Source organism: Paraburkholderia dioscoreae, from assembly GCF_902459535.1.
GTDB lineage: Bacteria > Pseudomonadota > Gammaproteobacteria > Burkholderiales > Burkholderiaceae > Paraburkholderia > Paraburkholderia dioscoreae.
Genome location: NZ_LR699554.1, coordinates 1450184 through 1469554, shown reverse-complemented (window position 1 = coordinate 1469554; position 19371 = coordinate 1450184). Strand labels below are relative to the sequence as shown.

Annotated in this window: 18 protein-coding genes; 8 read left to right on the top strand and 10 right to left on the bottom strand. The window is 64.5% G+C overall.

The features are described 5' to 3' along the window. Positions 1–73: 73 nt before the first annotated feature. The 3 genes from PDMSB3_RS26795 to PDMSB3_RS26785 all read right to left on the bottom strand — a co-directional run bounded on the left by PDMSB3_RS26795 (position 74) and on the right by PDMSB3_RS26785 (position 5571). Positions 74–862, bottom strand: a complete 789-nt coding sequence (locus PDMSB3_RS26795) for a peptidoglycan DD-metalloendopeptidase family protein (protein WP_007177046.1) — start codon at positions 860–862, stop codon at positions 74–76. A gap of 347 nt (positions 863–1209) precedes the next feature. After that, positions 1210–4662 carry a DEAD/DEAH box helicase gene (locus PDMSB3_RS26790; protein ID WP_165188274.1) on the bottom strand — a complete coding sequence of 1151 codons (3453 nt, stop codon included), beginning with the start codon at positions 4660–4662 and terminating at the stop codon, positions 1210–1212. Between the two features lie 126 nt (positions 4663–4788). After that, entirely contained in the window at positions 4789–5571 is a 783-nt protein-coding gene (locus PDMSB3_RS26785) for a DeoR/GlpR family DNA-binding transcription regulator (protein ID WP_007177044.1), read from the bottom strand. A gap of 283 nt (positions 5572–5854) precedes the next feature. On the opposite strand from PDMSB3_RS26785, the gene PDMSB3_RS26780 reads away from it, so the two are divergent. Further along, the gene (locus tag PDMSB3_RS26780) at positions 5855–8350 is read left to right on the top strand and encodes a GcvT family protein (RefSeq protein ID WP_007177043.1); all 2496 of its coding nucleotides are present in this window, start codon (positions 5855–5857) and stop codon (positions 8348–8350) included. A gap of 26 nt (positions 8351–8376) precedes the next feature. On the opposite strand, the gene PDMSB3_RS26775 is transcribed toward PDMSB3_RS26780, so the two are convergent. The 3 genes from PDMSB3_RS26775 to PDMSB3_RS26765 form a co-directional block, all read right to left on the bottom strand. Further along, on the bottom strand, positions 8377–8916 hold the full coding sequence (locus tag PDMSB3_RS26775; protein ID WP_007177042.1) for a cytochrome b: 540 nt from the start codon (positions 8914–8916) through the stop codon (positions 8377–8379). After that, on the bottom strand, positions 8913–10004 hold the full coding sequence (locus tag PDMSB3_RS26770; RefSeq protein ID WP_007177041.1) for a catalase family peroxidase: 1092 nt from the start codon (positions 10002–10004) through the stop codon (positions 8913–8915). Before PDMSB3_RS26770 ends, PDMSB3_RS26775 begins: the two co-directional genes overlap by 4 nt. A gap of 121 nt (positions 10005–10125) precedes the next feature. After that, positions 10126–10395, bottom strand: coding sequence for a DUF4148 domain-containing protein (locus tag PDMSB3_RS26765; protein WP_007177040.1), 270 nt, complete (start codon positions 10393–10395; stop codon positions 10126–10128). A 278-nt stretch (positions 10396–10673) separates the two neighbouring features. Between PDMSB3_RS26765 and PDMSB3_RS26760 the strand changes: the two genes are divergently transcribed. The 3 genes from PDMSB3_RS26760 to PDMSB3_RS26750 all read left to right on the top strand — a co-directional run bounded on the left by PDMSB3_RS26760 (position 10674) and on the right by PDMSB3_RS26750 (position 12876). After that, positions 10674–11396: an anti-sigma factor family protein gene (locus tag PDMSB3_RS26760; RefSeq protein WP_007177039.1), complete on the top strand. Its 723-nt coding sequence runs from the start codon at positions 10674–10676 to the stop codon at positions 11394–11396. Between the two features lie 137 nt (positions 11397–11533). Next, complete coding sequence (locus PDMSB3_RS26755; protein ID WP_007177038.1) at positions 11534–12052, top strand: sigma-70 family RNA polymerase sigma factor; 519 nt, start codon at positions 11534–11536, stop codon at positions 12050–12052. Next, positions 12049–12876 (top strand): anti-sigma factor family protein, encoded by an 828-nt coding sequence (locus PDMSB3_RS26750; protein WP_007177037.1) that lies wholly within the window; start codon positions 12049–12051, stop codon positions 12874–12876. The genes PDMSB3_RS26755 and PDMSB3_RS26750 overlap by 4 nt, the downstream gene beginning before the upstream one ends. A 19-nt stretch (positions 12877–12895) precedes the next feature. Here PDMSB3_RS26750 and PDMSB3_RS26745 read toward each other — a convergent pair whose 3' ends face one another. Beyond that, on the bottom strand, positions 12896–13837 hold the full coding sequence (locus tag PDMSB3_RS26745; RefSeq protein ID WP_165188272.1) for an AraC family transcriptional regulator: 942 nt from the start codon (positions 13835–13837) through the stop codon (positions 12896–12898). A 205-nt stretch (positions 13838–14042) separates the two neighbouring features. Here PDMSB3_RS26745 and PDMSB3_RS26740 point away from each other — a divergent pair, with 205 nt between their 5' ends. Then, the gene (locus PDMSB3_RS26740) at positions 14043–14942 is read left to right on the top strand and encodes an NmrA family NAD(P)-binding protein (protein ID WP_035517160.1); all 900 of its coding nucleotides are present in this window, start codon (positions 14043–14045) and stop codon (positions 14940–14942) included. A 26-nt stretch (positions 14943–14968) separates the two neighbouring features. Continuing rightward, a complete protein-coding gene (locus tag PDMSB3_RS26735; protein ID WP_007177034.1) occupies positions 14969–15193 on the top strand; it encodes a hypothetical protein in 225 nt (74 codons plus the stop codon). 146 nt (positions 15194–15339) lie between these two features. On the opposite strand, the gene ribA is transcribed toward PDMSB3_RS26735, so the two are convergent. Continuing rightward, entirely contained in the window at positions 15340–15990 is a 651-nt protein-coding gene (gene ribA / locus PDMSB3_RS26730; protein WP_035516591.1) for a GTP cyclohydrolase II, read from the bottom strand. A 295-nt stretch (positions 15991–16285) separates the two neighbouring features. Here ribA and PDMSB3_RS26725 point away from each other — a divergent pair, with 295 nt between their 5' ends. Next, positions 16286–16729: a CBS domain-containing protein gene (locus PDMSB3_RS26725; RefSeq protein ID WP_007177032.1), complete on the top strand. Its 444-nt coding sequence runs from the start codon at positions 16286–16288 to the stop codon at positions 16727–16729. A 386-nt stretch (positions 16730–17115) separates the two neighbouring features. Here the strand turns inward: PDMSB3_RS26725 and PDMSB3_RS26720 are convergent, their stop codons facing one another. Both PDMSB3_RS26720 and PDMSB3_RS26715 read right to left on the bottom strand, forming a co-directional pair. Further along, the gene (locus tag PDMSB3_RS26720; RefSeq protein WP_165188270.1) at positions 17116–17460 is read right to left on the bottom strand and encodes a DUF4148 domain-containing protein; all 345 of its coding nucleotides are present in this window, start codon (positions 17458–17460) and stop codon (positions 17116–17118) included. 281 nt (positions 17461–17741) lie between these two features. Beyond that, positions 17742–18401, bottom strand: a complete 660-nt coding sequence (locus PDMSB3_RS26715) for a DNA-3-methyladenine glycosylase (protein ID WP_007177030.1) — start codon at positions 18399–18401, stop codon at positions 17742–17744. A gap of 419 nt (positions 18402–18820) precedes the next feature. Here PDMSB3_RS26715 and PDMSB3_RS26710 point away from each other — a divergent pair, with 419 nt between their 5' ends. Continuing rightward, positions 18821–19177 carry a BON domain-containing protein gene (locus PDMSB3_RS26710; RefSeq protein WP_007177029.1) on the top strand — a complete coding sequence of 119 codons (357 nt, stop codon included), beginning with the start codon at positions 18821–18823 and terminating at the stop codon, positions 19175–19177. Positions 19178–19371 lie beyond the last annotated feature (194 nt).

The following is a 19371-nucleotide window of genomic DNA, read 5'->3' as shown; positions in this document are numbered from 1 at the left end:
CGTCGCGCTTCTTTCGTCCGTGCCTCATCGTTCGTTATGTGCGAGTGAATGGCGAGCCCGCCGCTGCGCCGCGTCACTGGCGCTTTGGAAGGTACTTGAGCGGATCGGCCGGTTTGCCGTCCACTCGCACTTCGAAGCGCAACGACGCCTCGCCTTTATCGTCCGTGCCCATTTCGGCGATCGGATCGCCCGCCTTGACGGAGGTGCCTTCCTTGACGAGCAGCGCGCGGTTGTTGCCGTATGCCGTCAACAGATGCGCGTCGTGCTTGATGATGACCAGTTTGCCGTACGCCGCGATCCGGCCGCCCGAGTACACGACACGACCGCCCGACGCCGCCCTCACGGTTTCGCCGATGTGCCCGCCCATCACGATCCCCTTTGTGCTGCCCGACACGAATCGCTCGGTCAGTGGACCGCCGGCCGGCCAGGCAAGTCGCGCCTTTGCGGGCGGGGGTTCGTTCAAGCTATCCGCGAAGATCGCGCGCGCTTGCGCAAGCGAGTCCGATGGCGCGTTCGACGCCGGCGCACCGCCGTCGACGATCGGCGGCGCGACGCGCAGCACCTGGCCGATGCGCAGGCCGTCGTCAGCCGACAGGTGGTTCCATTGCGCAATCGCCGCAGGCTCGCGACCGAACGCCTTGGCAACGCCGGTCTGCGTGTCGCCCGGATTGACGCGGTAGAAGCCGGCAGGCACCGTTGGGGCAGGTTCAGATGCGGACGTCGGCGCGCCTGCAACATTGGCCAAAGCAGCCGGCACCGTGCCAGGCCTGAACTGCGCGCAGCCAGCGAACAACCCAACCAGCGACAAAGCAAACCGCGCGGAAAAGCCCGACCTGAGGTATCGGGACAAACAGGATTTCATCGAGAGGAATTCGGTAAAGTGCGCGAGTAAATCGCGCGGGTGGCTTGGCCGCGGTTGTCGCGACCGCCGCTAACCGGAAGCAGTGTCGAAGCGGATTGCCATTGCGTGCGGCAATTCATCCGGCCGCGTGTACGGCGGCAACGGCAACAATCTGCTTCTTCATGAGCGACGTGTCCTCAACGTACTGCGTTGAATGACCTTTTCACGGTCGCGTGTTCAACGAGTGTCAGGAGAAAGCGTTGACGGCGTCGCCGGGAGCGCGGCGCGCATTGACCATTTGTCACGCTTTTGGGCTACGCAGCGGCAAAACTGAGGATATTTGAAAGCCGCCGCGACCATGCCGCGCATCATCTGCCGCTTTCAATTTCCGGCATCGGTGCGAACAGCGCATCGAGATCGTCGTCCGAGAACTTGGCGGCGCCCGCGGCGTCTTCAGAAAGAATGCTGTCGGCGAGTCCCGCCTTCTGCTCCTGCAACTCCACGATCTTTTCTTCGATGCTGCCCGCCGCGATCAGCTTGTACACGAACACGGGCTTGTCCTGTCCCAGCCGATGCGCGCGGTCCGTCGCCTGATTCTCGGCAGCCGGGTTCCACCACGGGTCGTAGTGGATCACGGTGTCGGCGGCGGTCAGGTTCAGGCCCACGCCGCCCGCCTTCAGGCTGATCAGGAAGAGCGGCACCTCGCCTTGCTGGAAACGCTCGACCGGCGTAACGCGATCCGCCGTGTCGCCGGTGAGAATGACATAGGGAATCGCGGCTTCTTCGAGCGCTTCGGCAATCAGCGACAACATGCCGGTGAACTGCGAGAACAACAGCACGCGGCGTCCTTCCTCGATCAGTTCCGGCAACATCGACAGAAGCAGGTCGAGCTTGGCTGATCGCATGGCGCGCGCGCCCTTCTCGATTCTGTCCGTCCTGTCGTGCGTCTCATGCGCATCGCCCGCCGCCTTGAGCGTGCGGACCAAGCGCGGGTCGCAGCACACCTGGCGCAGCTTCAGCAAGGCATCGAGCACGATGATATGGCTGCGCGCGAGCCCTTGCGCGCTGACCGCGGCGCGCACTTTCTCCTGCATCGCCGTGCGCACGGTTTCGTACAGATCGCGCTGCGCCCCTTCCAGGTCCACGGAGCACAGGATCGTCGTCTTGGCCGGCAACTCCCTGGCGACCTCGTCCTTGCGCCGGCGCAGCATGAACGGCCGGATGCGGCGCGCCAGCAACGCGCGGCGCACGCCGTCGCCGTTCTTCTCGATCGGATTGCGCCAGCGTTTGGTGAAGTCTTTCTGGCTTCCGAGAAACCCCGGCAACAGAAAATCGAACTGCGACCACAGCTCGCCGAGATGATTCTCCAGCGGCGTGCCCGTCAGACACAGCCGATGCCGCGCGCGCAGCCCACGTATCGCCTGGGCGGCTTTGGTGGTGGCGTTCTTCACGTACTGCGCCTCGTCGAGAATCAGCAGGTGATAGTCATGCCCGGCGAGCACCTTCTGATCGCGCCACAGCAGCGCGTACGTGGTCAGAATCAGCTCGTGTTCGCCGATCTGCTCGAAGCGCTCCTTGCGCTGCGGGCCGTTCAGCACCAGCACTTTCAGTTCGGGCGCGAAGCGGCGCGCTTCCTCGCGCCAGTTGTGCACGAGCGTGGTCGGCACAACGATCAGCGCGGGCCGGTCGAGACGCCCCGCTTCTTTCTCCGCGAGGATATGCGCGAGCGTCTGCACGGTCTTGCCCAGACCCATGTCGTCGGCGAGCACGCCGGCCAGATCCTGTTCGCGCAGAAACTGCATCCAGTTCAGGCCTTCTTGCTGATAAGTCCGCAATTCAGCCTTCAGGCCGCGCGGCACCGGCACCTCGCGCAGCCCCGGACCGGCTTGCAGACGCTGCGCCAGTTGGCGGATCGAATCTTCACCGCGAAATTGCCAGCGGCCGGTGCCGTTCAACGCTTCGAGCCGGCCCGCGTCGACGGACGCCACGCGCAGCGGCGCGCCTTCGGCAAGCGAACCGCCCAGCGCGTCGAACAGATCGACGAGCACGCGCACCACCGGTTTCAGGCGGTCGGCGCGCAGGCGCAGGCGTTTGTTCTCCTCGGTCTTCAGCTCGATCGGCTCGTCGTCGGCGATGGTTTCGAGCGCGCCGCTCAGCCAGCGCCGGTCGCGCCTGAACAGGTCGGCGAGCAGCGGTTCGAGCCGCACGTTGCGCTCGCCGATGCGAATGCCCATCTCCAGATCGAACCAGCCGTCGCCGGCCTGATGCGCAGTACCTTCGATCGCGTCGATCTCGATCACGTTGTAGCGGAACTCGGGCGCCATCGTGACGCGCCAGCCTTTGCTCACGAGATCCGGCACCGAGTCGTTGACGAATGCGGACCACGCCTCGGCATCGGCCAGGCCGAGCATGGTGTCGGGCAGCAGGCGCGACGCATGGACCCGGCTGGTCGGCACCTTCTGCAAACCGGTCTTGCGCAGTTCGAGCAGACGCTTTTTCTCAGCCTCGTAGCGGCGGCGGATATGAATGACGTCGCCGCCCGGCATCGGCACGAGCGTCACGCTGCTATCCACATTGATGCTCACGCCTTCGTAATCGAAACTGACGCCGGCCAGTTCGACCGCCGCGGAATGCCGCAAACCCGCCTTGCTCGTCGCCGACGGCAACGCGTGACTGTTGAGCGTGAGCACCGGCACGGGATCGACGTCGATCACCCGAATCGCGGACGCGTCGTGCGTGGGCGGCAGCGGCAACTCGGGCGCGATCTCGCGCAGCACCGAGGCGACCAGCGGCGCTTCGGCGAGCGAGATGGGCGGCATGGCGAGGTAATCGGGCAACTGCTGGAACGGCAGCGACGACTGGACGATGCCCGCCTCATTCGCGACGCCGTCCACATACCAGACCGGCTCGGTCGGCAGCACCATGCTGGCGCGCGGCTCGGTGCAGAGCACGGGCCGCAGGCGCTCGTCGGCGAGCGGCTCCCATTCGATCCGGCCGGGCCGGTCGGTGCCGCGCGACAGCGGGATCGGCCCGTCGCGGCCGGAGCCATGCGTGAAATCGACGAACAGCCGGCCCGTCGCGATGAGTTTCTGCAGCATCTCCGCGCCGCTCGTGCCGCGCAGGATGAACTGCCCGAAATCCTCGCGGGAGCGGCCGAGCCACAGACCGCGCAGGATCGACAGGTCTTCGTCGGAAACGAATTTGGGCTGCTTGAGGAGCGCCGCTTCCACATTGCCCCAGGGCTCGGCCACTTCGACTATCGCACCGTCCGGATTGCAGCGCGCGCGGTACAGCACGACCTCGTGGCGCATGTGGAATCTGGACCAGGTCAACCGGTAGGCGAGCGTCTGGGTGCGTGGGGCGCTCGCCTTCTGGGCGTCGGCGTCCGCAGCTTCGGCGCGGGCGCGAAAACGCTCGAGCCAGCTGACCAGTTCGGGCCGCACGCCAGCGGCCGATCCGGGGTTCGCCACGGGCTCGCGCGCCAGGTCGCGCGCGGTCTCGCCCTCGTCGTCCAGGTGGACGTGGGTGACATGGTCCATCTCGTCGTGATAGTCGAGCTCGGCGAACAGCAGCGCGGCAACGTGCTTGCAGTTGCGGCCGACCGGACAGCTGCATTCGCCCTGCGCCCAGGGCGCACCGCCGTCGGTACGAAACCGCACGCGCGTCTTGTACGGAAGCGGCTGCGTGCCCTGCACCTCGCCGCTGAGCGTGGAGCCGTGCCACTGCACATGAGTGACGGGGCCGACCGAGCGCGCCTTGGCGACGGTGTGTTCGCCGAGCCACTCTGCAATGCGATCCCGATCGAAGAAAACTGACGACATCAGCGTCCATTCCTATTCAAGCCGGCAAAGGCAGGCGCGCGCGGACAGAATCAGCCCGACGGCGCGCGGGTGGCGCCGGCCGGCGAGTTTCCGCGCGGCATCGATTGCCTGTGGTAACCGGCCATTTTACGCGTTGGACGAACCTGGCTGTGTGGCGACCTCCACATCCAGCCCGGCCGCCGCGAACACCTGAGCCAATGCGGGCGCGGGCGCTTCGTCCGTCACCAGCAGATTGACGGCGTCCGCGCCGAAAGCGTGCACCAGCGCGCTATGGCCGAATTTCGCGTGATCCGCCGCCACCACCCGCCGCTCGGCCTGAGCAAAGGCGGCCAGCGAAAACGCTACGTCGGCAGGCAGCGCGTCCATGAAACGCCCCTGCATATCGATCGCGGTGACCGAGACGATCGCGTAGCGCACGTGGAACTGGCGCAGGAAAGCCTGCGCGCTGTCTCCCACCGCGGCGCAGTCGTCGGGGCGCAACTCGCCGCCCGCGATGAACACGCGGTTGCCGTTGCGCGGCGCGAGCACACGGGCGACTTCGGTGGAATTGGTCACGACCGTGAGCCGCGAGCGGGCGGCAAGCGCGTGCGCAATATGCAGACAGGTCGTGCCGCCCTCGAGAATCAGCGAATCGCCGTCTCGCACCAGTTCGCCGATGCGCGCGCCGATCGCCCGCTTGCCTTCGGCGCTCGCCGCCATGCGCCGCTGGAACGGCGGTTCGTCCAGACGCTCGGGCAGCATGATGCCGCCGTGGACCTTGGTCAGCAGGCCGCCGGCGATCAACGGCTTGATATTGCGGCGGATGGTTTCGTCGGACACGTCGAAGCGGCCGGCAAGATCGGTGATCGTACAGGTGCGCTGCTCGCGGACGAGTCGCAGGATTTCGGCTTGGCGCTGGTTGGAGAACATGGGAATTGGGCGGTGAGTGTCTGCTGGAGTCTAGCAAAAGTCACGCTTCGGTGTGGTTAATGGCCACACGTTTCCAAGCAAAACCACACTTCAGCGACGGCTGGCCGCGTGCGGGTTGCGGGGCTGCGTTGCCGTGCGTCAAACCCCGCCTAGCGGTGGCGTCGGCAACTTGATAGCCCGACGAGCGTATGGCACAGCAGGTTTCCCGGTAACGTCAGATGCCCGTTGCATTTCGTGTCTTTTTGCGGCAATCTATTCCGACATAATCAACAACTTTCCACATATGTCAACATCGGTTCCTACCCACACTCGCGTCGTCATCATCGGCGGCGGGATCATCGGCTGTTCGGTCGCCTATCACCTGACCAAATTGGGCTGGACCGATGTGGTGCTGCTCGAACAGGGCCAACTGTCGTGCGGCACGACCTGGCATGCAGCCGGACTCGTCGGCCAGTTGCGCGCCCAGGAGAGCATGACCCGGCTGATCCGCTATTCGACCGCGCTCTACGCCGAACTCGAAGCCGCCACCGGCCTCGCCACCGGCTGGAAGCAATGCGGCTCGCTTTCGGTGGCCCGCACGGCCGAGCGGATGACGCAACTCAAACGCACCGCAGCCGTCGCGCGCGCCTATGGCGTGGCCTGCGAGGTGATCAGCCCGCAGGAAGCCGGCGACCTGTGGCCGGTCATGCACACCGACGACCTGCTCGGCGCCGTCTGGCTGCCCGGCGACGGCAAGGCGAATCCGACCGACCTGACCCAGGCCTTGGCCCGCGGCGCCCGGATGCGCGGCGCGCGCATCGTCGAAAACACCCGCGTCACGGCGATCCACACGCGCACCGCGCAAGACGGCAAGGCAAGCGGCGCACGCGAAGTCAGCGGCCTCGCATGGCGCAACAAGGACGGCGAAACCGGCACGATCGGCGCGGACATCGTCGTGAATTGCGCGGGTCAATGGGCCAAGGCGGTCGGCCGGCTGTGCGGCGTGACCGTGCCGCTGCATTCGGCCGAGCATTACTACATCGTCACGGAACGCATTGCGGGCGTGCATCCGGATCTGCCGGTCATGCGCGATCCGGACGGCTTCATCTACTTCAAGGAGGAAGTGGGCGGCCTCGTGATGGGCGGCTTCGAACCGGATGCGAAACCGTGGGGCATGAACGGCATTCCCGAGAATTTCGAATTCCAGCTGCTGCCGGACGATTGGGATCAGTTCGAAATCCTGATGAAAAACGCGCTGCAGCGCGTGCCCGCCCTCGAAACAGCTCAGGTGCGGCAGTTCTATAACGGCCCCGAATCGTTCACGCCGGACAACAACTTCATGCTGGGCGAAGCGCCCGAACTGCGGCGCTTTTTCGTCGGCGCGGGTTTCAATTCTATGGGAATCGCCTCGGCGGGCGGCGCGGGCATGGCGCTCGCGGAATGGATCGTGGCGGGCGAACCGACCATGGACTTGTGGCCCGTGGATATTCGCCGCTTCGCGCGCTTTAACGGCAACGACACGTGGCTTCACGATCGCGTGAAGGAAACGCTCGGCCTGCATTACGCGATGCCGTGGCCGAATCGCGAACTCGACAGCGCGCGGCCGTTTCGCCGCTCGCCGCTGTATTCGCTGCTGCGTGACGAGGGCGCGTGTTTCGGCAGCAAGATGGGTTGGGAGCGCGCCAACTTTTTCGCGCCCTCACCCGCTGAAGCGAGAATCGACTACGCGTTCGGCCAGCAGAACTGGCTGCCCTGGAGCGGCGCCGAACATCGCGCGTGCCGCGAAGGCGTCGCGCTGTTCGACATGACGTCGTTCTCCAAATTTCTGGTCAAGGGCCGCGACGCGCAAAGCGTGCTGCAAGGCATCGTCGCCAACGACGTGGACGTGCCGACCGGCGCCACGGTCTACACCGGCATGCTCAACGAGCGCGGCGGCTACGAATCGGATTTCACGCTCACGCGCCTCGCCGACGATCAATACCTGCTCGTCACCGGCAGCGCGCAAACCACGCGCGACTTCGACACCATTGAGCGGGCGATTCCACACGATAAACACTGCACGCTAGTCGACGTCACCGGACAGTACGCGGTGCTCGCCGTGATGGGTCCACGCTCGCGCGAGTTGCTGCAAAGCGTCTCCAAAGCGGACTGGAGCAATGAAGCATTCGCTTTTGGCCAAAGCCGCGAGGTGGATCTCGGCTACGCCACGGTGCGCGCCACGCGCCTCACCTATGTCGGCGAACTGGGCTGGGAACTGTATGTGCCGGTCGAATTCGCCGTGGGCGTGTACGAAACGTTGCATGCAGCGGGCAAAGCGTTCGGCCTCGTCAACGCGGGCTACTATGCGATCGACTCGTTGCGCATCGAGAAAGGCTATCGCGCGTGGGGCCGTGAACTCACGCCGGACACCAATCCGTTCGAAGCGGGCTTGTCGTTCGCGTGCAAGCTCGGCAAGGACATTGCGTTTCGCGGTCGCGACGCGCTGCTGAAACTGCGCGCCGAGCCGCTGCGCCGCCGCATGGTCGTGCTGACGGCCGACGGTGCCGCGCAACGCATGCTATGGGGCGGCGAAGCGATCCTGCGCGACGGCAAGCCGGTCGGCTTCGTCAGTTCGGCGGCATTCGGGCACACGCTCGGCTGTCCGGTCGCGATGGGCTATGTGAACAACCCCGACGGCGCGGCGGATGCCGCGTATCTGAACAGCGGCCGCTATGCAATCGATGTCGCCGGCGAACTGCTGCCGGCCACCGTGCATCTGAAAGCGCCTTATGATCCGCGTTCAGAACGCGTGAAGAACTGAAGCATTAACAACTCGTTAACAAAGCATCAACGCTCGCCGCGAGCCATACTCGAAAACACACCGTCGCGGCGAATCAGCCCATGCAGCAACGCCGCAGCGAGATGCAACAGCACCGTGGCGAACAGGGCAAATGCGAGCCACGTGTGCAACGCGCGCAGCAACGCGAACAGCTCGACGTTATGCGGCGCGATCGGCGGCAGATGCAGCGGACCATATAGCGTGACCGGATAGCCCGCAGCCGACAGCATCGCCCAGCCGATCAACGGCATTGCCGCCATCAACACATACAGCACGAGGTGCGAGGCCTTCGCTGCGAACCGCTGCGGCGTGGGCATGGTGTCGGGCAACGGCGGGCTGCCGCGCGTGAGGCGCACGCCCACGCGCAGCACCACCAGCAGCAGCAACGCGATACCGAGCGGCTTGTGAATCGCAATCAGCGTGTCGTGCGCGCGCGAGACGGTGGCGACCATGCCTACGCCGATGAACAGCATCGCGATGATCAACGGCGCCATGGTCCAGTGCAATAGCCGCGCGAGCGGGCTGAAATGGGTGCGCGTCGGCCTCATGAGTGCTCTCCGTTTGTCTGGGCTTGATGAACCGCCGGATGCAGCGCTTCCTCGCGTGTGCGGCGTTTGTACGACAGCGCATACGCGGCCGAGCGCGCGGCGAGCAAGGGATCGTCCGACGGCTCGATGCCGGCCGGCAGAATCGTCGGATCGAAGTTGACGTCGCGGCATGCGCCGTTTTCCTGCGACGTCGTGTGATCGATCACCAGCGTGCCCGCGTCGATGTGCTGACGATCGTCGGGCCATTGCAATGTGGCGTCGTTAGTGGGGTCGCCGGGTTTGGCGACGGTCAGGATCAGATGCCAGCGCAGAGGGCCGTTTTCCAGGCGCTGATCGAGGTCCGCTTCGAGGAAATTCTTTTCGGCTTTTTCCGCATCGGTGATCGGCGCATACGGCGTCTCGGGCACCATCGCCCAGCGCACGGCGCGCGTGTTGCCGGCGCTGTCGGTGAAACGGAACGCGTTGATGCCGTAGTACGCGGCATTCGCCAGACTCGACGAAGGCGGATGCGCCTTCACCCACGCCTGAAACGGCTGCGTCTCGGGATTGGCGGCGTAAAACGCCTTCAGTCTCGCGGGGTCCGGTTTGCCGGTCGCCGGGTCGGGCTTCGCGGCGACCAGTTGCTGATAGAACTGCTCCGGCGTGTGCACGGCGAAAACAGGCGTCGAGTTCATCCCCGTGCGCCACTGCTCGCCGTTCTGCAACAGGAACTGCAACGCGAGGCTGCGCACGGGCGAACTGGTGTCGGGCGCGGACGGGTTGCCGCCGGGCACTGCGAAGCGGCCCGTCACCGGCGTGCGGCCGGGCGCGAATACGGCAGCGCGGGACAGCACCGCGCCGTCGCCGTTGCTATCGAAATAGCCCTCGATGCACAGACCCTTCGCGTGGTTGCGCCGGTAGCCGGGATGCGGCTGGCCGGCCACGGTCTCGAAGGTGTCGATGAGACGCGGCGCGGTGAGACGCGAAGGCGTCAGCCAGCCCGCCGTGTAGGCAAAGCCGCCGGCGAGAACCAGCACGGCCGCGCCGATCACGGCCAGTCTGCAAGGCACACAGACAGGCCCGGAGTTGGGAACGGATGGTTTTGCCACGGAAACTCCTCTGTTGGATAGATGCGCTTACCGGGCTAACACGCGATGCCGCGATCTATTCCAAACGATGCCAATCGATACCGGCGCGCCCGTTCCATTCGCGCGCCGGGTATCGTCAGCTTCAATTGACGCTGCCCGCCTGCGCGCTTTGACTCGCGGCATGGGTGGCGGCCGCCGCTTGCGCGGCGAGTGCTTCCTTGTGCTGTTCGACCTGCTGAGCGAACACGGGGCTGACGTCGGGATACGATGCATCGGTGACGTAATTCAGGCCGTTCTGCTGTGCCTGAATCAATTCCTGGTACACCTCAGCACGTGTCTTGCCTTGCGCAAAAGCGCTCGACGAAGCGGCGAGAACGGCAACGGACAAGGCGGCAAAAGCGAGCTTCTTCATGATGAACTCCAGTGAGTTTTGTGCGGGTTCGCATCAGGGAGAACCACGGGTTCGCGGCTTTTATTCCTGTATCGAAGGCTCGAAAAAAACATATCCGGAAGTGGGAATAAAGCGGCGCACCAAGGGGTTAGCACGCAACGCGGCAGCGCACCGAAGGCCGTCTGAAAGTGCGGCCGCGGCCGCCCTGCGGCGTCGAAACCGGCATGTGAACATATGGAATAAACTTGGCCGTGTGGGTGTTCGCCCTCGATAGCTGAACTCCAACGCACGCCGACATCATGACCACTAACGCCCCTTCCGATTCGCCGCTTTCCGAAGCGGACATTCAGGCCTACGCCGACGGTACGTTGACGCCGGAGCGCGCCGCGTTTCTGCGGGACTATCTGGGCAAGGATCCGGCGGAGGCGCGCCGGGTGGCGTTTTACGGCAGGCTGAACACGCAGATCCAGCGGGCCTTTCAAACGACTGACGAACCCGTGCCAGGCCGCGCGACAGGATGGCGCCGTGCATTCGGGCGCATGAATGCGTCAAAACGCGCTCGCAGGATACTCAACGCGCTGGCGGCGCTCGCGCTGACGCTGGCGGTGGCGAGCGGCTGGCTTGCCGCCACTCAGGTGTCCGCTCAGGCGCTGAACAATGCGGCCGTCATGGCGCTGGCCGAAAGCGCCGCGGGGCAATTTTCCGCCGCGTCGCCGACTCGCGCCGATCCGTCCGCGCCGAACCTCTCGGCGATCGGTTTGCGCCTCGTCGACCAAAGGGTGATCGCGCTGGGCCCGTTTCAGCGCGTCAGCGAATTCATCTATCTGAACGGCGACAATCAACCAGTGGTGCTGCTCTCGGCATTGGCGCTGCTCGCGCCGGCGCAGCCGCAGTGGTCCGCGCGGCGTATCGGCGACATTCGTCTGTTGCTCTGGACCGCTCAGCGGCAACGTTTCGTGGTCGCCGGCAACGCCCGCACCCACGGCCTGATGCGCGCCGCCGACGCAATGACCATGCGATGACCGCCGAACGCAATCCGCGATCTCATGTAAAGCAGGGGAATAAAGTGCACGCACGTGTGTTCGCACCTCGAATGCGTCTTTTCGCGCGACTGCAGGACGCCTCCCTGCCCGCGAAAAGCCCACGATTGGGATAGAAAATGGATGTCCGTGACGAGCTGATGGAGCATGTGCCGCGTTTGCGGCGCTATGCACGAGCGCTGATCAACAACCGCGACCTCGCCGACGATCTGGTGCAGGACACGCTGGAGCGCGCGCTCGGCCGCACCGGCATGTTCCAGCCGGGCACCGACCTGCGTGCGTGGCTGTTTACGATCATGCACAACGTGTTCGCCAACCAGGCGCGCAAGGCTTCGGCGCGCGCCGTCCACGTAGCGGTGGACGACGAAAGCGTGTCCGAGAGCGAATTCGCCGTGCCCTCCGAGCAGACCCGCTCGCTGGAAATGCGCGACCTCGACTACGCGTTGCAGCGCCTGCCGATGGAGCAGCGCGAAGTCGTGCTGCTGGTAGGCCTCGAGGAAATGAGCTATGCCGACGTGGCGCTCGCGCTGAACATTCCGATCGGCACGGTGATGTCGCGGCTCTCGCGCGGACGCGAACGGTTACGGGCACTGATGGCGGGCGCGCAGCCCGGTGCGAAATTACAGGTGGTGCGATGAGCGACCAGACTATGCCGATCGGCGAAGAAGACCTGCACGCGTACGTGGACGGCACGCTGTCCGACGAACGCCGTGCCGACGTGGAGCGCGCGCTCGAACAGAATCCCGAACTGGCCGCGCGCGTCAGCGATTATTTTTCGCTGAACAGCATGTTCCACGAGCGCTACGACCGCGTGCTGAGCGAGCCGGTGCCGAAGCGCCTGCAAGCGCCCGCGCCGCGTCGCTGGAGGATTGCCGCCAACTGGCCGCAATTCGCCGGCATGGCGGCGGCGCTGGTGTTGGGTGTGGGCATCGGCGTGGGCACGCATATGGGGCAGGACGTCATCGCGCCGGTGGCCGGCGGCCACTCCGACACGCGCCCTGTCAGCGCGGACAGCTCTGAAATGTTCGCGCGGCAAGCGGCGGTGGCGCACGTGGTCTACATGCCCGCCATCGACCGGCCGACCGAGATGAGCACCGACGGTCACGAACAGGATTTCGTGCAGTGGCTCGCCAACCGGCTCGGCACCAACGTGCATCCGCCGATTCTCTCGAAGAGCGGCTTCAACCTTTCGGGTGGACGCCTGTTGCCCGGCGCCGACGGACCGACTGCGCAGTTCATGTATCGCGGGCCGAACGGCGAACGCGTCACGCTGTGCATTTCTCGTCGCCAGCAGAATTCGAACACGACCGCGTTCAAGCTGTATCAGGACGGCCCGGTGAACGTGTTCTACTGGATCGACGGCGACTTCGGCTATGCGGTGTCAGGCGGAATCGACCGCAAGCAGTTGCTGCAACTGTCGCATGATGTCTATGCGCAGTTGACGGGTGCGACGCCGGGCTGATCGCAACGCTGCCGCGTCTTTATCGTGGTGCTGCAATGCGGCGGCCATCTTGCGGATCGAACGCAACAAGGCTGCCCGCGTTCGCGCCTGACCTGGTCAGCTCGCGCGGCGTTACGCCCAGCAGCCGGCCCATCCAGTGCGCCATATGGCTCTGATGCGCGAAGCCGGTATCGAGCGCGATCTGACTCGCGTTGAGTTTGCCTTGCAGCAGCAGCGTTCGCGCGCGCTCCACGCGCCGCTGTACCACGTACTGATGCACCGGCATGCCGAGCGTCTCGCGAAACAGCACCTTGAAATGCGGCACACTCAACCCGGCGAGCGCGGCCAGTTCGCTCAGCGTGAGACGCTGGTCCAGATGCGCTTCGATAAATTCGATCACGCGTGCGGCCGTTCTGGGCACGAGCGTGCGCCGCTGCTTGTTTCCGGGCGTCGGCGCGGCGCCGATCAATCGCACCACCATCGCCGTGCACAAGCTTTCGGCGTACAGAGGATCGGATGCCTCGTCGGCTTCCAGCTCGGCGCGTAAGGCCCACGCGAGATACTGAAAGCGCGGATCGCGCAGCTGGAATTGCGGGCGCAGTTGCGCGTCGGCCGTTTTCAACGACAGTTGCTCGACGGTGCGCCGCGCGAACGCCTCGCCGATCCACACGCTGAAAATCGTGCAGGCGGCTTCGTCGCTCCACTGCCCGTCGAGTCCCGCGGGAATCACGTCGGCGTCGCCATGCGCCTGGATTCGCGAGTGGCGGCGCTCGTTGCACATGCAGCGCGCCCTGACCGGCGCGCCGACGTGCACGCCCACCCGGTGATACCTGAACGCGGGCATGCGGTGCAGCCCGGCCGACACGTTGACCAGCTCCGCGCCGAAGTCCTGCCAGCCGAGCAGCCTGCTCGAGCGCAACACGACGCGGGAACCACTGTGCGGCTGCGGCTGCGGCTGTGTTAACGGTGTCACTGCATTCATCGCTTCCCTCGTGGATGGCGGCTCATGTATCTGCATTGTGCGGCGTTTTTTGCGGCTTCGCTCAACTCTACGTGATTCAACGTTCCTGCTGCCGCGCCGCGGATAAAACCGTCATCCGAATCTGCGCAAAGCGATCCTTGCCCGCGCGTTTCCCGAGCGCCGCGCTCCTAAGATGGCGCCATACCAGGTCAACAAGGAGCGCAACGTGTTCGTGATTTTTGGAGCCGCCGGCAAGGTCGGCAAAGTGAGCGCGGCGGCATTGCGCCGTGCGGGTCGCATCGTGCGTGCGGTGGTCCGCGACAAAGCGCAGGGCGAATTCCTCGCGAAGATCGGTTGCGAGATCGTCGTCGCCGATCTGCTGGAAACCACGACCGTGGCCCGCGCTATTGAAGGCGCGCACGCCGTGCAACTACTGTGTCCGGTGCCGCACGCGCACGCCGATCCCGCGCAGGCGATGCGGCGCATGATCGACGCGAGCGTTGCGGCATTGCGTGGCGATCCGCCGCCACGCCTTCTCGCGCTCTCCGACTACGGCGCGCAACATCCGGCCGGCACGGGCATTACCACACTGTTTCACGAGCTTGAAACGCAACTGCGAACCGTCGACTCGCAATTGACGTTTCTGCGCGCCGCCGAACACATGCACAACTGGGCCCGCGTACTGCCGGTCGCACTCGCGAAAGGCGCGCTGCCGAGTCTGCATCATCCGTTGAGCAAGCGTTTTCCGAGCGTCGCCGCACAGGACGTGGGCACGCTGGCCGCCGAACTGTTGCTCGACGATCGAGCGCAGCCGGTCTCGCCGCGGGTCGTGAGCATCGAAAGCGATGAGCGTGTCAGCGCATTGGATGTGGCGCGCACGATCGGCGAACTGGCGGGCCGCGCGGTGGTGGCACGCGCAGTGCCGCGCGGCGAATGGGACGCAATGCTTCAAGGCGCGGGACTCGGTGAACGCCATGCGCGTCTGATTACCGATCTCTACGATGCGCACAACGCCGGTCGCATCGATGTCGAAGCGGATATCAGCGAGCGGCGCTTCGGCGCGACGACGTTAGCGGAAGTATTGGCGGCGATTGTGCCGCGTGTGGCTGCGGCAACCGCTCGTTGAACGGCACCTGGATCAGGAGAGACAGCATGCGTACCTGCCCCTGGTTATACGCCTCGATCGAAGCGCGGAAGGTCACGACGGCCTGTCGTCGGACGCCCGCGACGCGCACGGGCACGAACGCGGGCACCAACGCGGACACGCCGCGCCGGCCGGCGATTGCGGCAACTCCTGCTGGCTGGTTCGGTTGGCGCGCGCTGCGGGACTTGCTCAACGCGATTCCCGACAGCAACGACGACTTCGGCATGTTCTGATCCGCGGCGCTTCGATGCAACGAAGACCCACAGCAAAGTGGAAACGCAAAGCAAAGCGGCCGGGAATCCGGCCGCAAGATATTGACGAACCCACCGCTACAGCGCCGGCCGCCATTCACACACGGCAGCCGATGCCTGCGTATCGCTCATTCGTTTTCGTCGAAGTAATGTCCGAACTTGACCTGCTTGGTGCGGATATAACGCTCGTTTTCCTCGCGCATCGGGATCGCCAGCGCGACCCGTTCGCACACCGGAATGCCGTGCTTGGACAGCGTGTCGAACTTCTCCGGATTGTTGCTCATGAGCCGCACCGACGTGACCTTCAGCGTGCGCAGAATGCCCGCGGCGGAATCGTATTCGCGCGAGTCGTCCGGCAAACCCAGATCGAGATTGGCCTCGACGGTGTCGCGCCCCTGCTCCTGCAGCGCATACGCGCGAATCTTGTTCGACAGTCCGATGCCGCGCCCTTCGTGGCCGCGCAGATACAGCAGCACGCCGCAGCCTTCCGCCGCGATATAGCGCAGCGCAAGGTCGAGCTGCTCGCCGCAGTCGCAGCGGTACGAGCCGAGCACGTCGCCGGTCAGGCACTCCGAATGCAGGCGCGTCAACACGGACGACTTGTTGGCGACGTCGCCCATCACGAGCGCAAGATGTTCGGCGCCGCTCTCGCACACGCGGAACACGTAGGAAGTGAACGTGCCGTAGCGCGTGGGAAGCGTGGCGGTGGCGTCGAGAACGACGCATTCGCCGTTGAGTGCGCCGTCTGCTGCGGGCGACGGATCGTGAGACGTGAGCATGGCGTTATACAGTGGTGCTGACATGAACCCGATCAAACCGGGGATAAGGTACGGACTGGGGAGTTTACCGCTAATCGGCGTCCCGCACCCGTATGCCCTTGTGTATGCCGGTGCGTATGCCCTTGCGCGCGACACAAAACCGCCGCCGCCGCGCAGCGCTACCCGAGTTGAACGTTACGCGCGCCACAGTTATTCCCTGGGTACTGCAGCGGCGCGTCGCGCCTATACTGGAATCGCCTGTCCCTCACGACAGCGCGCCGCGCCGGCGTGCTGCACTGCGAAACGGAGCCGCTCCATGACAAGCGTTGCACAGCTTCTTAAAACGAAACCGAACAACACCACGGTTTTCACCGTCGGGGCCGACGATTCCGTCTACGACGCGATCAAGCTGATGGCCGAAAAAGGCATCGGTGCGCTGGTCGTCACGGACGGCGACAGCATCGCGGGAATCGTCACGGAGCGCGATTATGCGCGCAAGGTCGTATTGCTGGACCGGTCTTCGAAGGCCACGCCGGTGCGCGACATCATGAGCAAGGCCGTGCGCTTCGTGCGCCCCGACCAGACCACCGACGACTGTATGGCCCTGATGACCGAACGGCGCATGCGCCACCTGCCGGTGATCGAGAATGACCGGCTGGTCGGCATGGTATCGATCGGCGATCTGGTGAAGAACATCATTGCCGAACAGCAGTTCACCATTCAGCAGCTCGAGTTCTATATTCACGGCGAGCGGCCCTGACGCCCGGCGCACGCCGCGGCAAGGGTGCGCGAAAAAAGCCCAATCCGTGAAACGGTTGGGCGAAGCTACCTTGCGGCAGCGGAGGTTTCTTGAATTGTGGGCCGCGCGATTCGCGCGGCGCAGAGGTACTGAGACGCGCGCGATGCTGCCGAGGCACGTCGCGTTCATCTTGACCTGCTGGCTGAGTCCGTGCCTGCCACGCCTGCCGGCGCGCATGCAACGCCAGCTTCACTTCATACGACTTACGGCTCTAACTGCGAGCGACCGCGAGGCGCGCTTCTAGCAATCCGTGTCCGCCTCGCCCCGATCAGAGTCCCGTCGAGCAGACAGCCCGCTCAGGCCCGCCACGGGCCTGAATGAGCCAGCCTTGAAAAGCCCGGCTTGGCTTAGTTACCGAAATACACCGAGCGCGGGCCCGACATCGGCTGAACCACGCCGCCGGCTTGCGACGAACCGCTCTTCGCGCCACCGTAACCGCTGGTGTCGGCGACCGGTTCCTGGGTTTGCGCGACGGCCGGGTTCTGCGCCTGCACACGGCTTTCTGCAGCCTGAATGTCGGCCGGATACGTCGGGTCGTTGGACGCTGCCGGGTTATAGCCGGCCTGTTCCAACTGGATCAACTCCTGGCGAACTTCCGCGCGGGTGACCGGTTGTTGGCTCGACTGAGCAAAAGAAGCAATAGGAGCGGCGAGAACAGCTGCAATAGCGACTGCCTTAATGAGCGATTTCATGATGACTTACCTCCATACTGGTTTTATTTGCTTCGCTTATCACACCGTGTGAGAAGCGAGTGATTTCAGTCTAGTCACCAGATCGCCAAGGGAAAACCCTTGATTTCGAGATACATAATTGTCGTAATCGCAAGAATGGTCCGCTAATTACCGTAAGATTTTATTCAAGCAGCATCACTAGCGTAATAATTGTCGGGATCGTAACGTTTTGTGTCTGACGTTTCAAAAACACGTCGGAACCGGGTGCTTTTTGCCGCCGGCTGAACCGCCGCTGGTTAAATTTACGTCCGCTTGTGCGCACCCTGCGCACCCTGCGCACCCAATTGGGGCGGCAGCAGGAGCTTTCTCGGTCCGCTGACAAAAGCGCTGCCGGGCTCGAAAAACCGCAGCGGCCGGTGCATCTCGCGGGACAGGCCAATGCGTGTCGTGACGCCCACCGTCGTTTCGCCCCGCTCCAGAACGCCGATCCACAAATCGCGCCCCGCGCACAGATCGAGGCCGTCGAACGCCTGGCCGATGCCGAGTGCCGTGGTGAGCCGGCCGGGCCCGCGCGCGAGATCTCGCAGCGGCACGCCGGGCCGCCGCGCTTCCATCAGCGGCAAGCCTTCGAGCGGCTCGATCGCGCGAAACAGAATGCCGGCGCCGACGTCCTCCGCCTCGGCGGACATATTGAGCATGTACGAGAGTCCGTAAGTCAGTCGCACATACGCATGGCCGCGAGCGAGAAACAATGATCCGTTATACGGACGCCGGCCAATAAATGCATGGCTCGTCGAATCGCCGACGGGATACGCCTCGGTTTCCACAATCCGTCCGCTCATGCGCCCTTCCGGCAAATCGTGCACGAGGTATTTGCCGATCATGAAACGCGCGAGTTCGACGGTGTCGAGCGGTAATTCGTCACGAAGCAATGGCACGATAGGGAGTGGCTGATTCCGCATGCGTCAGACCTTATCTTTAAAGCACATGGGACGGCGAATTGAAAAATCCGGAAAACGCGATGCAATGCGCCCGACAATCCGATAGACCGGCCGTTATCCGCGAATAAAGCAATGCGCGCCTGATATCAAGCGATACGACGCCATCGGCCTGTTTTCATCGGCCCATTCGTTGTACCAAAACCTCACTTGCGCTGTGCTGCCATCACCATGGCACTAATTGGAGTATCGTGTGTTTCCGGCCTGCAGCACAGCCTTTGCCGGCTCACGTGTGTTTCGGCCCGCCCGAATCAGCGTATAGATTGAAAGCATTCGCACGATCCGCAGCACCGTTCCATTCAGATTTGATCCCGATGTACCTGCTGGTGTAGCGCACCGCCCCATCCCGGGGGCGTGTACCCATGACAATAGGAGAGAGTTGAATGAAAGCATTTCCGGCAATCAAGATGATCGGCAGCGCGCTGATCGTTCTCGCGTCCCTCAACGCGTATGCACAAAGCAGCGACGCCGCAGCCCCGGCCGCCGCATCGGCTACGCCGTCGGCCAAACAGACCAAGGCGGCCAACCGCGCGCTGGGACGCAAAGTCCGCAGCGCATTGTCGAAGACCAAAGGTCTGAGCGTGTCGAACATCACCGTGCGTGCGCGTGGCGGCGCGGTGACGCTGGCCGGCAGCGTGCCCGAACAGGAGCAGATCGACCTGGCCACCCAGGCGGCGCAAGGCGTGGCCGGCGTGACCTCGGTCAAGAACGCGCTGACCATTCGTCCGGTCGGCCAGTAAGCGAATGAACCGGGTGTAACGACATAGCCGGGCGCCAGCGGTCCTGTCATGGCACGCTGGCGCCTTGGCCGCTCCGGCGGGCGGTTCCGCCGGGCGCCGCGCACCGCAAGTTGCCGCACACCGAGATGATCTGCCCAGCCGGTCGCGCGTCGGGCCAAAGTATCCCCCGCCCCTCAATTGCCTTGTATTCGCGA

Bases quoted from the DNA above. Each gene is read 5' to 3' on its own strand.
- PDMSB3_RS26795 (WP_007177046.1), bottom strand. From the start codon at position 862: ATGAAATCCTGTTTGTCCCGATACCTCAGGTCGGGCTTTTCCGCGCGG.
- PDMSB3_RS26790 (WP_165188274.1), bottom strand. From the start codon at position 4,662: ATGTCGTCAGTTTTCTTCGATCGGGATCGCATTGCAGAGTGGCTCGGC.
- PDMSB3_RS26785 (WP_007177044.1), bottom strand. From the start codon at position 5,571: ATGTTCTCCAACCAGCGCCAAGCCGAAATCCTGCGACTCGTCCGCGAG.
- PDMSB3_RS26780 (WP_007177043.1), top strand. From the start codon at position 5,855: ATGTCAACATCGGTTCCTACCCACACTCGCGTCGTCATCATCGGCGGC.
- PDMSB3_RS26775 (WP_007177042.1), bottom strand. From the start codon at position 8,916: ATGAGGCCGACGCGCACCCATTTCAGCCCGCTCGCGCGGCTATTGCAC.
- PDMSB3_RS26765 (WP_007177040.1), bottom strand. From the start codon at position 10,395: ATGAAGAAGCTCGCTTTTGCCGCCTTGTCCGTTGCCGTTCTCGCCGCT.
- PDMSB3_RS26760 (WP_007177039.1), top strand. From the start codon at position 10,674: ATGACCACTAACGCCCCTTCCGATTCGCCGCTTTCCGAAGCGGACATT.
- PDMSB3_RS26755 (WP_007177038.1), top strand. From the start codon at position 11,534: ATGGATGTCCGTGACGAGCTGATGGAGCATGTGCCGCGTTTGCGGCGC.
- PDMSB3_RS26750 (WP_007177037.1), top strand. From the start codon at position 12,049: ATGAGCGACCAGACTATGCCGATCGGCGAAGAAGACCTGCACGCGTAC.
- PDMSB3_RS26745 (WP_165188272.1), bottom strand. From the start codon at position 13,837: ATGAATGCAGTGACACCGTTAACACAGCCGCAGCCGCAGCCGCACAGT.
- PDMSB3_RS26735 (WP_007177034.1), top strand. From the start codon at position 14,969: ATGCGTACCTGCCCCTGGTTATACGCCTCGATCGAAGCGCGGAAGGTC.
- ribA (WP_035516591.1), bottom strand. From the start codon at position 15,990: ATGCTCACGTCTCACGATCCGTCGCCCGCAGCAGACGGCGCACTCAAC.
- PDMSB3_RS26725 (WP_007177032.1), top strand. From the start codon at position 16,286: ATGACAAGCGTTGCACAGCTTCTTAAAACGAAACCGAACAACACCACG.
- PDMSB3_RS26720 (WP_165188270.1), bottom strand. From the start codon at position 17,460: ATGAAATCGCTCATTAAGGCAGTCGCTATTGCAGCTGTTCTCGCCGCT.
- PDMSB3_RS26715 (WP_007177030.1), bottom strand. From the start codon at position 18,401: ATGCGGAATCAGCCACTCCCTATCGTGCCATTGCTTCGTGACGAATTA.
- PDMSB3_RS26710 (WP_007177029.1), top strand. From the start codon at position 18,821: ATGAAAGCATTTCCGGCAATCAAGATGATCGGCAGCGCGCTGATCGTT.